The 12,480-nt window shown below is 63.1% G+C and carries 11 protein-coding genes; 3 read left to right on the top strand and 8 right to left on the bottom strand.

Annotated elements, in window-relative coordinates:
- Positions 1–68 precede the first annotated feature (68 nt).
- A complete protein-coding gene (locus QEH68_RS18525) occupies positions 69–551 on the top strand; it encodes a carboxymuconolactone decarboxylase family protein (protein WP_280623984.1) in 483 nt (160 codons plus the stop codon).
- A 249-nt stretch (positions 552–800) separates the two neighbouring features.
- Here the strand turns inward: QEH68_RS18525 and QEH68_RS18520 are convergent, their stop codons facing one another.
- Both QEH68_RS18520 and QEH68_RS18515 read right to left on the bottom strand, forming a co-directional pair.
- A complete protein-coding gene (locus tag QEH68_RS18520) occupies positions 801–2,255 on the bottom strand; it encodes an amino acid permease (RefSeq protein ID WP_207595158.1) in 1,455 nt (484 codons plus the stop codon).
- 251 nt (positions 2,256–2,506) lie between these two features.
- Entirely contained in the window at positions 2,507–3,448 is a 942-nt protein-coding gene (locus QEH68_RS18515) for an aminodeoxychorismate lyase (RefSeq protein ID WP_280623981.1), read from the bottom strand.
- Between the two features lie 87 nt (positions 3,449–3,535).
- On the opposite strand from QEH68_RS18515, the gene cls reads away from it, so the two are divergent.
- Positions 3,536–5,008, top strand: a complete 1,473-nt coding sequence (cls, locus tag QEH68_RS18510) for a cardiolipin synthase (protein WP_280623978.1) — start codon at positions 3,536–3,538, stop codon at positions 5,006–5,008.
- A 57-nt stretch (positions 5,009–5,065) separates the two neighbouring features.
- On the opposite strand, the gene pabB is transcribed toward cls, so the two are convergent.
- Genes pabB through QEH68_RS18495 form a run of 3 tightly spaced genes read right to left on the bottom strand, consistent with a single transcriptional unit; the run spans position 5,066 to position 8,382 of the window.
- Positions 5,066–7,111, bottom strand: coding sequence for an aminodeoxychorismate synthase component I (pabB, locus tag QEH68_RS18505; RefSeq protein WP_280623976.1), 2,046 nt, complete (start codon positions 7,109–7,111; stop codon positions 5,066–5,068).
- On the bottom strand, positions 7,108–7,668 hold the full coding sequence (locus tag QEH68_RS18500; RefSeq protein WP_280623974.1) for a low molecular weight protein-tyrosine-phosphatase: 561 nt from the start codon (positions 7,666–7,668) through the stop codon (positions 7,108–7,110). The genes pabB and QEH68_RS18500 overlap by 4 nt, the downstream gene beginning before the upstream one ends.
- Before the next feature lie 51 nt (positions 7,669–7,719).
- Positions 7,720–8,382, bottom strand: coding sequence for a TetR/AcrR family transcriptional regulator (locus QEH68_RS18495; RefSeq protein WP_207595153.1), 663 nt, complete (start codon positions 8,380–8,382; stop codon positions 7,720–7,722).
- 99 nt (positions 8,383–8,481) lie between these two features.
- On the opposite strand from QEH68_RS18495, the gene QEH68_RS18490 reads away from it, so the two are divergent.
- On the top strand, positions 8,482–8,793 hold the full coding sequence (locus QEH68_RS18490) for a hypothetical protein (protein WP_280623971.1): 312 nt from the start codon (positions 8,482–8,484) through the stop codon (positions 8,791–8,793).
- A 79-nt stretch (positions 8,794–8,872) separates the two neighbouring features.
- On the opposite strand, the gene QEH68_RS18485 is transcribed toward QEH68_RS18490, so the two are convergent.
- The 3 genes from QEH68_RS18485 to QEH68_RS18475 are packed head-to-tail and all read right to left on the bottom strand — an operon-like array spanning position 8,873 to position 12,296.
- Entirely contained in the window at positions 8,873–9,829 is a 957-nt protein-coding gene (locus tag QEH68_RS18485) for a ribokinase (RefSeq protein ID WP_280623970.1), read from the bottom strand.
- On the bottom strand, positions 9,826–11,271 hold the full coding sequence (locus QEH68_RS18480) for an MFS transporter (protein WP_280623969.1): 1,446 nt from the start codon (positions 11,269–11,271) through the stop codon (positions 9,826–9,828). The genes QEH68_RS18485 and QEH68_RS18480 overlap by 4 nt, the downstream gene beginning before the upstream one ends.
- Positions 11,271–12,296 carry a nucleoside hydrolase gene (locus tag QEH68_RS18475; protein ID WP_280628046.1) on the bottom strand — a complete coding sequence of 342 codons (1,026 nt, stop codon included), beginning with the start codon at positions 12,294–12,296 and terminating at the stop codon, positions 11,271–11,273. The genes QEH68_RS18480 and QEH68_RS18475 overlap by 1 nt, the downstream gene beginning before the upstream one ends.
- Between the last annotated feature and the right edge of the window lie 184 nt (positions 12,297–12,480).

Here is a 12,480-nt window from a genome sequence, read left to right as displayed (position 1 = left end):
CCCTCGGGTTTGGGGCGGACCCTCTCTCACCGTCGGGTGCCCGGTCCCTTTTGCGTTAAGCTCCAACCATGCCCGAACAGGAATCAAAACCACGTCTGGCCGGCTATCTGGACAAGCAGCAGCCGGACCTCTATGCGACTCTTAGCCACTACTCCCAGCAGCTCGTAGACGAAGCTGACCGGCTGGGTGTTTCACGCCGGACCCTTGAACTCATCAACTATCGCTGCTCGCAAATCAATGGGTGCGCCTTCTGCCTGGACCTTCACCATCGTCGGGCCCTGAAGTATGGCGAAACGGAGCAGCGTCTGTCATTGGTGGCTGTTTACAAGGAAGTGCAGCTCTTCGAGCCCGCGGAAGTGGTCGCGATGGAAATTGCAGAGCAGATCACCCGGATGAGTTCATCGCGGCCCAGCCCCGAGCTCTTCGAACAGGCCCGGCAGCACTACAACGACCAGCAGATCAGTGTGCTCTGCATGGCGGCCATCGGAATCAATGCCTTCAACCGCCTGTCCATTTTGAGTGAGCACCCGGTCCGCGCAGCCAAGAAGTAGGCCCGGAAAATACAGGCGCACTGAACAGGGGGGCGTGCCTCCACCACCAACTTTGGGTAGCCGGGCCTGTTCAACACCCTCCTTGCACGGCGTGTCTGGGCTCCCGGGTTTCAAACCGGGTGGTGGCGGGCGCGGAGTGTTGCGTCCCGACCCTCTTTGAGACGGAATCAGCCCCTGGTCAACCAGCAAAGGTTGTCCAGGGGCTGATCTGCGCCTAAACCAAGTCAGGACGCCACGGAACAAGGAGGCCTAGGCGTCCACTGCCTTCTTGAGCGACCGTCGTCGGCCGTACTTGAAGTAGAAGACGGCGTAGCAGGCCCCCACGAACGGAATACCGAACAGCAGCGCCGCTACCTGGTTGGGGTCGAAGGCGATACCGATCAGGGACACCACGCATAGAGCGAAGGCCAGGATCGGGACCAACGGGAACAGGGGCGCCTTGTAGGGAAGCGTGCTGAGGTCGCCACCGTTCTTGATGAAGGTCCGGCGGTAGATGAAGTGCGAGGCCACAATGGACATCCAGACACCCACGGTGGCAAAGCCGGCCACCGAGACGAGCACAAGGTAGACGGTGGCAGGTGCCACAACGCTGCTGATCAGGGAGGCCAGACCGCCAAGCATGCTCACGCAAAGCGCCACCATGGGGATGCCGCGCTTGGTGAGTTTCTTGAAGACCTGCGGCGCGTGGCCTTCGTCAGCCAACGAGAAGAGCATGCGGGCGCAGGAGAAAAGGCCGCAGTTGCCTGCGGAGAGCAGCGCCGTGATGATCACGAAGTTCATGATGTCCGCGGCGTATGGGATGCCGAGCATGGAGAAAACGGTGACGAACGGGCTTTCGTCCACGCTGACTTGTTCGTACGGAATGGTGGCTGCGATGACCACGATCGCGCCGACGAAAAAGATCATGAGCCGGATGACCGTGGTGCGCATGGCTTTGGGGATGTTCGCGCCGGGGTTGGCCGTTTCGCCCGCGGCAACGCCGATAAGTTCCGAGCCGGAGAAGGCATAGAAGACGGCCAGGCAGGTCACGAACACGCCGGTGAAACCGTTCGGGAACAGACCCTCCGGTGTGCTGAAGTTCTCGCCAAAGGAGGGGTACCCGCCCGCGGCGAGAGGGTGGAAGCCCGCCAGGGCGGCGCCACCAAGGATGATCAGGCCGACGACGGCGGCGACCTTGATGAGCGCGAACCAGAACTCCGATTCGCCAAAGACACGCGATGAAATGGCGTTGAGTGTGAACAGGACGGTGGCGAAGATGAAGCACCAGATCCAGACGTCGACGCCCGGGAACCAGCGCTGCATGAGGAGGCCGGCCGCAGTAAATTCCGAGCCCAAGGCTACGGCCCAACAAAGCCAGTAGAGCCAGGCCGTGGCGAATCCCGTGGCGGGGCCGATGGTCCTGGCGGCATAAATGTGGAAGGCACCGGAGACGGGGAACGCTACAGCGAGCTCCCCGAGGCAAGCCATCACCAGGTAGACCACCACGGCGCCGATGAGGAACGCCAGGACGGCGCCCAGCGGGCCGGCAGTGGCGATCGTGTATCCCGAACTGACGAACAGGCCTGAACCGATAACGCCGCCCATGGCGATCATGACCAGGTGCCGGGCCTCCATGGACCGGCGCAATCCTGTCTGTGAGGCCTCAGTGCGGGACTGTGCCTCGGTTGCCGATGCTTCGGCTTCTGTGGGGGAGCTGAGTCCCATATTCCCTCCGGGAAGTTAGCCAGCAAAGTCTGAAGTAGTACCAGCCGGACGTGATCCAACTAACACGAGTACAAGATTCATCACATGACGAATGACCATTTCAAGGAGGATAAGGAGCGTGATTGAACACGCCAGCGGCTCTCGGCTGAGGCTAAGAGTTCCTAATCATTAAGTCACGCGAGCGATTACTCTGCTTGTTATCTGTTAGGTTCCATGCGGAGCTCCATAAGGCGGGTCCGCAGAAATGCGACTTACTCGATTCCCGCAAACAGGTGGTTCAGCTCAGCAGTGAGCTGTTTGCGCACCTCGGGCGTGCCCACCTCTTGGCCGTTGATGTGGTTAACGGGGGCGATCAGCCGGATGCTGGAGATCAGCCAGACGGCATCGGCATCGAACAAGTCCTGCGGCTCCAAGGGGCCATAACCAAGTTCCCAGCCAGCGGCCTTCGCGGCGGCGAACAATGCGCCCTGCGAGGTGCCCGGGAGGATGCCGCTGTCAAGCTGGGGAGTGATGAGGCGACGAACCGTCCTGACGGAACCGTCGCCGTCGTCGACCGTTTCAAGGTGCGCCAGCAACACGGTGGATGTCGGGCCTTCCAGGACCCTGCCGTCAGTGGAGGTGAAGATGGCGTCATCAGCACCCTGCTTGTGGGCGTAGCGAAGTGCGGCCATGTTCACGGCGTAAGACAGCGTCTTCGCGCCCAGGAGCAGCCATGGCGCGCGCTCGCCGGCTTCAGTGTCGAAGCCACGGTCCAAAAGTACGACGTCGATGCCCGTCTGCCGCTGACGGCGGCTGCCTGCAGGTGAGGGCGAAGCCTGTACCCAGCACGTCGGGCTGGCGGCGCCTTCAACGCCACGGGTCACAATCAGCTTGACCACTACCTCGTCCTCTTCAGGCGTGGGGGCAGGGTGAACATCGCGGAATTCGTTGATGGCTGTCTCGATGGCGCGGCGCCAGACATCCTGCCCAGGAAGCGCAAGGTCCAAGGCTGCCGCAGAACTGCCCAATCGGTTCAGGTGAGCCTGAACTTTGCGGGGTCGGCCTTGCACAGCGAGGAGTGACTCGAAGACGCCGTCGCCGCGGGTGGCACCCAGATCCGTTGCCATGAGTTGCGGTTGGCTGGAGTCGGCAACGCGACCATTTTCGAAGGCGGGGTCCAGGAAAACGAGGACCGTGGGGGCAGGTGAAGTCATGGTCCCAGCTTAGTGCGGACGCACTGGAGGGGACTTTGCCGGATAGGCTGTGGTCACTGTTGTTCATGAACTGTGGGGGTTTGTCGGGTGTTCTTTCCTTTTCCGTTTGGCCAGGAGTGGACCTGGTTGCTGGGTGCTTGGGTCATTGCGGAAGTCATCATGCGCATTGTGCTGCTGGGAGTCATTCCCGGCAACCGGCGTCCCACCACCGCCATGGCTTGGCTTTTGGCTGTGTTCCTCATCCCATCCGTTGGGTTCGTCCTGTTCCTGCTCTTCGGCAACTTCAAACTGTCGCGGCGCCGGCGGGAGCAGCAGGAGGAGGTAAACCGCCGGGTTCGTGCGGTGACCTCCGATCTGGCTGATCCTGTCAGCGTCTATTCCGGGCCGGAATGGGTGAAGTCGGCGGGCGAGCTGAACCATCGGCTTGGATCGTTGCCCATGGTCGACGGCAACAAGGTGGAGTTGATCCCCGGCTACGAAGAGTCCATCAAAGCCATGGCTGAAGCAGTGAAGGGCGCCAAGAGCTACGTCAACGCCGAGTTCTACATCATGAGCAGTGATTCCGTGACGGATGAACTGCTCACTGAACTGGAGAACGCGGCTGAACGGGGTGTGACCGTCAGGCTGCTCTTCGACCACATCGGAACGTTGCGCGTCAAGGGCTACCGCCGGCTGATCCGCCGGCTCAAGGCGGGCAAGGTCCAGTGGAAGCGAATGCTGCCGCTGCTGCCTATCCACGGTCAATGGCGGCGCCCCGACCTCAGGAACCACCGCAAGATCATGGTGATCGACGGCGAGATTGCGTTCACCGGCTCGCAGAACTTGATTGAGCCTTCCTACAACAACCCCAAGCACCACAAGGTGGGCCGCAAATGGGTGGAGCTCATGTCCCGGTTGGAAGGCCCGATCGTGGCCACGCTTAACGTGGTGTTCGCCACGGACTGGCTCAGCGAAACCGACGAATCGCTGGAAGATCAGCTGCGCCTGCCCACCCAGCCGGCGCCGGGCCAGGTCACCGCCCAGGTAGTGCCGAGTGGCCCCGGGTTCGCCACCGAAAACAACCTGCGTCTGTTCAACACGCTGATTTACTCGGCGCAGCACCGGATCTCCATCTGCAGCCCGTATTTTGTCCCGGACGATTCCCTGCTGTACGCCATCACCACAGCTGCGCAGCGAGGTGTTGACGTGGAACTCTTCGTCTCCGAGAAGGGCGATCAGTTCCTGGTCCACCACGCCCAACGCTCCTACTATGAAGCCCTATTGGGAGCCGGTGTCCGAATTTACCTGTACCGGGCGCCGTACGTCCTCCACGCCAAGCACTTCACCATCGATGACGAGGTAGCCGTTCTCGGTTCCAGCAACATGGACATGCGCTCCTTCTCCCTGAACATGGAGGTCTCGGTGATGCTCCTTGGCGCCGAGACCGTGAACCTCATGCGGGCTGTAGAGTCCACGTATCGCGAGGTGTCACGTGAGCTTATGCTGGACGATTGGATGGATAGGCCCCCGCTGGCCAAGTATGTGGATAACGTGGCCAGACTGACCGCGACACTCCAGTAGTTTCAGTACAGCTGACGCCTTTAGAGGCGGTCTTAGGGGCATTGGCTGTACAAAAAATCAGCCCGGGAAGTCGGCGCCCAACGTGGACAGCACGCCGTACGCTTTGGTTCGGATCTCCTCGTACTCGTCGTCGGCTACGGAGTCAGCGGTGATGGCCCCGCCCACGCCAAGGGAGAGCGTGCTGCCGCCGTTGGCGTCAGGGTTGACCACCAAGGTACGGATCACCACGGCGAGGTCCGTGGCCGCATTCAGGGAAAAGTAGCCAATGGCGCCCGAATAAATGCCCCTGGGTCCCGACTCGAGCTGGTCCAGGATGTCCATGGTGCTGATCTTTGGCGCTCCCGTCATGGAACCGGCGGGGAAAGCCGCAGCCAAGGCTTCCGCGCGGGGTGCGCCCGGCTTCAGGTGGGCGTCGATGGTGCTGACCATTTGGTGGACGGTGGCGTAGCTTTCGATCGCGCACAAGCGGCTGACCGTCACGGAACCAGGGATGGCAAAGTGGCTGAGGTCGTTGCGCAGCAGGTCCACGATCATGATGTTCTCGGCGCGGTCCTTCAGCGACGTCTCAAGGTCGTGCCGCAAAGCTGCGTCCTCGGAGGCGTCGGATGAGCGGCCCCGGGTGCCCTTGATCGGCTCGGCGCGCATGCCGCCATCGGACAGAATCCGGAGGAAGCGTTCAGGCGACGTGCTCGCCACCACCAGTTCGCCGAACCGGAGGTAACTGGCGAACGGTGCCGGGTTCCGGCGTCGAAGGTTCAGGTAGCTGCGCCACGGGTCCAGATCCCCGGCGGGGGCTTCAAGAGTGGTGGTCAGGCAGATCTCGTACGAGTTTCCCTCGCTGATTTCGTGCTGGGAGTCCGCGATCTTGCGCTTATAGTCCGTTGCGGAGTCCCGGCTCACGAATGACGGGACGGCACCTGATGCGGCGGCGCCGGAATATTCGGCAGCAGGAGCGGAACCACCCACAGCAGCCCCGACGGCGGTGCGGGCCGCGCGCAACCACTCGTCGGCGTCGGGCGCTTCCAGGGCAAGCAGCCAGACGGTCCGTTCCCGATGGTCCAGAACCACAGCCCGTCCGGCGAAGAGCAGAGCCGCGTCCGGGGTGTGGGAGGCGACGTCATTGCCGCCGGTTTCGCGCTTGAGTTCGTAGCCGAGGTAGCCGAGCCAGCCGAGTGTGAATTGGCCGTCGTAGCCGCGGGGCGCGCGGACTGCCTTGCGGCCCCAGACAGTGTCCAGCCATCGGAAGAACGGCCCGGAAGTGGTGACCGTGGCTGTGCCCGCGGTGATGTACGTGGTCCCCGACACGTGGCGTACCGACTGTCCGTACATGCCGCTGTCGTCCGCCAGGATGCTGAAGCGGCTGCGTGCGGCGGCCTGGGACCTGCCGGCGACGGCCGAGGCGTTGGAGGAATCGAGCCAGACGGCGTTGCCGGAACGGGCATAGAGGGATTCGAAGAGCAGCGCAGCGTCAGGGACAGCTTCCAGGCGCTCGGACCGTAGTTGAAGGCCACGCCGTGCACTGAGCTCGGGTGACAAAATCGAAGCAACTGAAGGCAGATACATGAGAGCTTGCAGAACATCTTCCGGCGCATTGCCGTCGGCAAGGTTTTGCACGCGAACATCGGCGGCCCCGATGACCTGATCAGAGGAGAGCCACTCGTCCTCTTGGGCTGCCCAGCTGTCCCAGTACGGTTCGTAGGTGCTTCCGTCCCGCGCCAACGCACGACGACGGCGGTCGTCACCGGGCGCTTCCACCCACACCACGGCGTCCAGCATGGGCCGGGCAGCGTCCGCCGCAGCGCCAACGCCCTCAACAATCACGATCTCGGCGGGCAGCGTGACGTTCAGTCCGCCGTCGTAATGCCGTTCCCAGTCCCAGCTGGTCCACTCCGCGGCCTGGCCGGAGCTGAGCGGCGTCAGGACTGTGCCGACGTAGCGCTCAATGCCGGGCATAAGACCGTTCCAGCCGGGGTAGATGTCCTCCAAGTGGAACAGCGAAACCTTGTGGTGCTGCCGCAACCGTGCCGCCAGTTCGACGGCCAGTGTGGTTTTTCCTGCACCGGACCTGCCGTCAACAGCGATGATCACGGGTGCAGGGGTCATGTCATAGAGGTTACCTGCTGGTGGTCGTTGTCAGCGGCGGCCTCCGCGGAGGCGATCGCTGCTTTGACGTACTCCACTATTCCGGGGATGGCGGCTTTGATGAGCGTCCAGGTGTTGTCGAAGTCGGTGTGGCCGCCGTACCAGGGGTCTTCTATGCCCAGGTCCAGGGAGCTGCGCCCTTCCATGCGGGGATCGAAGCTGCGGAACATTCGCACTTTTTCGAGTGAAGCGCGGTCCGGCGCTCCTTCTTGGAGCCAGCCGAAATGGTCAACGTCCAGCGCGAGGATCAGGTCCCGTTCCGCGAACCATTCATGCCGCCATTTGCGGGCTACGTGGTCCTCGGAAGCGATGTGCTGGGCTGTGAGGACGCGGGCGGCGCGGGGGTCGATCGGATTCCCCACCTCGTACCCTGTGGTGCCCGCGGAGTCCACCGCTACGAGCTGGCCGAGCCCTTCCGCGTCGAAGGCTTCGGTGAGCATGAGGGCTGCCATGGGCGAGCGGCAGATGTTTCCCGTGCAGACCGTGATGATGCGGTATGGGCTCGTCGTTGAGTACATTCTGCAAGCATGATTGATGGCACCCCTTCTTGGCTAGGGGCCACTTCACAACTAAGTCACTTTTTGTGTCAAAGCTGTCACAGAGTCCGCGGAACGTGCCTGGGTGATGAGGGCCGGATCAGCGTTGGAGGCTTCGGCAGCCAGCGCTGCAGCGGCCAGGTAAACGGTGCGTACGACGGCGGCGCGTCGCCTTTGCGCGCGGCCGGGGTCATTGCCGGCCATCAGTCCATCGAGTGCCGGCAGTACGGGTGCGGCGTCGCAGAGGCTCACGATGGTGATGAGCAGGTCTCCGGCGTCTTCCCTGGAGATGCCGGGGAGGGCGGCGATGGTGCTGTTGACCTTCGATGCGCAGTTGGCCATCCGCTTCGGCAGCCCAACAACCTCCGCGCCGCGTTCCAGACCTTCCCAGAACAGGAGGCGTGGTGCCGTTGCGTCTTTCTGGTGGTGGTCGAAGAGTCGGCCGGCGTAGTCTGCCATGGCCTCTGGCCCGTTGCCTTCGATGGGTACTTCATCCATGAGGGAGCTCAGGGCGGTGACGATCACGGCGTCGAAAAGCGCATTCTTATTGCCGAAGTACTGGTATATCCGCTCTTTGTTGACCCCGGCTTCTGCGGCAATGCGGTCGATGCGGGCTCCTGCAAGTCCGCGCGCGCAAAACTCGGACGTGGCTGCTTGGAGCAGCAGTCCCTTGGTTCGCTCTGTGTCCCACGCCATAGGGTCATATTACCAGTTTCCAACTGAATGGTTGTAATTGTGGGCGAGTGGGGATAGTGTGATCCCAAGCCAAAAGCAACCGTTTAGTTGGAGAATGCCATGACCACCCAAACAACCTCCCAAACCGCCGTAGAACCCACAGCGTCGACGGCCCGCCCGCAGGGACCATCCGTTCACATGCGGGCGCTTATTACCTGGCTCGCCATCTTCCCGCTGGTGTCCATCGGCATGCTGCTCCTCGGCCCCATCATGGAGCCACTGCACCCGGTCCTTCGCGCGCTGCTGCTCACGGCACTCGTGGTTCCCGCTGCTGTTTACGTCGTGGTTCCCCGGCTGATGGCCGGCCATGGCGCACTGTCCCGCAAGGCAGTGGAGCGCTCAGCACAACGGGCAGCCCGCAAGTCCGCCTAGATCAAGTAGGTAACAGCACATGTTCCACTGAGGGCTCAGTGGAACATGTGCTGTTACTCAGTTGGGTACGACGCTGGGACTAAGCGTCCCGCAGTTGCTCGACGTCGGCGATCCCCGGGTACGCGGCCTGCGTGCCCTTCCTGGTTGCAGCCAACGCGGCGGCAACCGAGGCGAAGGCTGCGGCATCGGCGAGGGTTTCCCCGGCCGCCAGACGCGCGGCGACAGCGCCCGTGAAGGCGTCTCCGGCACCCGTGGTGTCAATCGCTGAAACACGTGTCGGGGCAATGCGGGTGATCTGGTCTTCAGTTCCACCCGCCAACGAATCCAGCACCACGGAGCCATGAGCGCCGAGGGTCACCAGGACCCGCTGCAGACCGCGGTCCGCGAACTGGCTCCGGACCGGCTCCCACGCTTCGGTTTCTGCCGCGGCGTCCGGAATGTCCGCTTCGGCGCCAAGGAACAACGACGCCTCGTGGGCATTGACCAACAACACGTCGCTCAAGCCAGCCAGGACTTCCGGTACCTCCGCGTAAGGCGAGAGGTTGAGCAGAACGGTTGCGCCGGCGTCGTGCCCTGCTTGGGCTGCGGCGGTCACCGTATCGATTCCCACTTCCAGGCAGAGGCACACAACAGCCGCATCCTGGAAGGCGTCCGGCGTGACGTCGGAGGGCCTGAGGGTGCCGTTGGCGCCGGCCGAGATGATGATGCTGTTCTCACCGCTCGCGTCCACCGAAATGACGGCTACGCCGGTGGCGACGTCGGAGCGTCGGACGCGTGACACGTCCACTCCGGCGCTGGCTGTCGAATCCAGGAGCATGGTGCCGTTGGGGTCCTCGCCTACGGCGCCGATCAGGCTGACCTGTCCGCCGAGCTTGCTGGCAGCCACCGCCTGGTTGGCACTCTTGCCGCCCGGATTCACCGCGAAACCATTGCCGTGAACTGTCTCGCCGGGTTGGGGGAGACGGTCGCAGTAGATGGTGAGGTCTGCGTTCAGGGAGCCGACGACGACGATTCCCGCCTTGGGTGCGCTGGTCATGCGGTCACCGTCTGGTCCTCGGTCACTTCTGCGTCCACGGGCTTGGGGATCAACAGTGAGGCGGCGAAGGCAGCGAGGGTGATGGCCAGGCCCACCACCACAACGGTCAGGTACGAAGCCTTGGGATCATTGAGCGATGCCGTGGCCACCAGGACCGCCGGGAGGACAAGGAAGCTCAGCCCGGCGCCGAGGTTAAAGGCGCCCGCGTTCATGCCCGGCAGGAAGCCCGGGTTGCCCTGCGGCGAGAGGACCACGCCCAATCCGTTCAGCATGATGTTGACCGTACCGGCGTACATGATGCCCAGCAAGGCTGTGCCCACGATCATCATGGGAAGGTTGTTCAGGCCGAGGAACGCGATGATGGCCAACGCCACCAGGCTGCCCAGCAGGCCGATGCGCAAGACCTTGGTGTAGCCGAGGACGGGCGCCAGGCGGCCGCTGATCGGGCCGAACAGCCAACCCAGCAGGGCGTACGGGGTGAGGATGATCAGCGACATCTCGGTGGGACCCACGCCGAAGCCCGGATCTGCAGCCTGAACGTAGGCGGGGACGATGCCGTTGATGACTGCGAAAATCCCCGTCATCGTCAAGGTGGTAGTCAGCAGGGGTGCCCAGGTGGAGCGGTGGCGCAGGTGCACGGTTTCCACCATGGGCTGCTTGGCGCGCTTCTCCACAGTCCAGAAGGCGAAGAACGCGACGGCGGCGATCACCGTGAGCACGATCGCGAGAGTCAGCGTCCCGGCGTCGAATGCTGTGGCCAGCTTGGCGCCCTCGTTCAGAGCCGTCAGCAGTGCACCCACGGCGATGACGATGAAGAACACGCCCAGCCAGTCCATGGTGGTGCCGGCGGCAGGCTTGCTTTCACCGGCAAGGACGGCGATCAGGACGGTAGCCACCAAGGCCAGTGCAACCATGAGCCAGAAGATGCTGCGGAAGCCGAAGTTCTCGGCGAAGTAGCCGCCCACGAACGAGTCGACGCCGGCCACGCCGCCGTTGACTGCTGTGATGAGGCCCATGAGCGTGCCGTACTTGCGGGGGTTGCTGACTGCTGAGCGGAGCATGATCAGGCACAGCGGAACCGTGGGGCCGCTGACGCCCTGAATGATGCGGCCCACGAAGAGCCACGTGACGTCCGGGGCCATCGCTGCGATGACCGAACCAACAGCCATCAGGAGCATCATGCCGACCAGGATCTTCTTGCGGCCCACGATGTCGCTCAGGCGCGGGAGGAACAGCGAGAAGAGCGCTGCGGCCGTGAAGAACCACGTCTGGGACAGGCCGATGGTGGCCTGGTCCGTGTTGAGTTCGTTGCCCATGGTGACCAGGGCAGGGCTAAGCATGGAGGCGTTGAGCTGGAAAGCCACGCAGGCCGCCAGCAACGCAACCATGAGGGCTGTGACGTTGCCGCGGGTGGACTTGGATTCGATTGCGGGGGAGGACATTACTTTGCCTCTCCTGCCAGGATGGCCTCTGCGGTGGCGTTTACGTCAGCGGTGGCGGCAGCGACGGCGTCGTGCGTTGGTTCTCCGATCCGTTCAATCGCATCGGTGACCAGATCCCAGAACTTCTTGTGGTCGAGGTCGACGGCGACCGACGTGTGGCAGTCCTCGGGGGCCGGTGCGCGGAAGTCGGCAACGGTCATGCCAAGAGTGAGCTTGCCCTGGAGCTCGATGTCCACGGGGACCTTGCGGGTGGTCATGACGGTGGGGTCGATGACGTAGGCCACGGCGCAGGGGTCGTGGACCGGTGGGAAATCGAAGCCCTGGGCGTCCTTGTAGGTCTTCTGGAAGAAGTCCATGAGCTCCATGACGAACTTGGCCGGCTTGGTGCCGATCTTAGCTATACGGTTCACCACCTCGTCCGTGGCCAGCGCCTGGTGGGTGAGATCGAGGCCGACCATCACCACGGGCCACTGTTCGTTGAAAACGATGTGTGCGGCTTCGGGGTCGATGATGATGTTGAATTCCGCCACGGCGCTCCAGTTGCCCACGTGGTAGCCGCCGCCCATGAGGACAACTTCCTTCACGCGCTCCACGATGCGCGGTTCCTTGCGGGCGGCCATCGCAATGTTGGTAAGGCCCGCGGTGGGGACCAACGTGACCGTGCCCGGCTCGTGTGCCATGACAGTTTCAATGATGAGGTCGACGGCGTGGCGCGGGTCCAGCTCGATGATGGACTCGGGCTGCTCCGGGCCGTCCATACCGGAATCGCCGTGGATGCTGGGGGCCGTTTCGATGGTGCGGACCAACGGGCGGTCGCAACCGGCGGCGAAAGGGACGCCGGTGATGCCGGCAATGGTGGCTACCGAGAGGGCGTTCCGGGTGACCTTTTCCAGGGTCTGATTGCCCACCACCGTCGTTACGGCCAGCAGTTCGATGTCCGGATTGCCGTGCGCCAGCAGCAACGCCACGGCGTCGTCATGGCCAGGGTCGCAGTCAAGAATGATCTTCTTGCGTGCTGGTGTCATGGTGTTGGGATCCACGTTTCTCTCCACGTCATTGGGGCCTGCCTGGAACTTGCCCGGGGCAGGGCGCTTAGCATTCAGGGGAATTCTGGCACTGCTTTGTGGGCTACGTCAAACGCTTAACGTTGTGCCGGGGTTCGCTGCTGTCCTCGCAACGTCAAGCGCTTGATGCCTTCTCGCAGGTCAA

This window comes from Paenarthrobacter sp. OM7, assembly GCF_029873575.1.
Taxonomy (GTDB): domain Bacteria; phylum Actinomycetota; class Actinomycetes; order Actinomycetales; family Micrococcaceae; genus Arthrobacter.
The sequence above is the reverse complement of the archived record's forward strand: the minus strand, read 5'-3'. Positions and strand labels throughout refer to the sequence as shown.

Excerpts from the sequence above, each read along its gene's own strand:
- QEH68_RS18500 (WP_280623974.1), bottom strand. The coding sequence starts at position 7,668 with ATGTACTCAACGACGAGCCCATACCGCATCATCACGGTCTGCACGGGA.
- QEH68_RS18495 (WP_207595153.1), bottom strand. The coding sequence starts at position 8,382 with ATGGCGTGGGACACAGAGCGAACCAAGGGACTGCTGCTCCAAGCAGCC.
- QEH68_RS18475 (WP_280628046.1), bottom strand. The coding sequence starts at position 12,296 with ATGACACCAGCACGCAAGAAGATCATTCTTGACTGCGACCCTGGCCAT.
- pabB (WP_280623976.1), bottom strand. The coding sequence starts at position 7,111 with ATGACCCCTGCACCCGTGATCATCGCTGTTGACGGCAGGTCCGGTGCA.
- QEH68_RS18480 (WP_280623969.1), bottom strand. The coding sequence starts at position 11,271 with ATGTCCTCCCCCGCAATCGAATCCAAGTCCACCCGCGGCAACGTCACA.
- QEH68_RS18515 (WP_280623981.1), bottom strand. The coding sequence starts at position 3,448 with ATGACTTCACCTGCCCCCACGGTCCTCGTTTTCCTGGACCCCGCCTTC.
- QEH68_RS18485 (WP_280623970.1), bottom strand. The coding sequence starts at position 9,829 with ATGACCAGCGCACCCAAGGCGGGAATCGTCGTCGTCGGCTCCCTGAAC.
- QEH68_RS18520 (WP_207595158.1), bottom strand. The coding sequence starts at position 2,255 with ATGGGACTCAGCTCCCCCACAGAAGCCGAAGCATCGGCAACCGAGGCA.
- QEH68_RS18490 (WP_280623971.1), top strand. The coding sequence starts at position 8,482 with ATGACCACCCAAACAACCTCCCAAACCGCCGTAGAACCCACAGCGTCG.
- QEH68_RS18525 (WP_280623984.1), top strand. The coding sequence starts at position 69 with ATGCCCGAACAGGAATCAAAACCACGTCTGGCCGGCTATCTGGACAAG.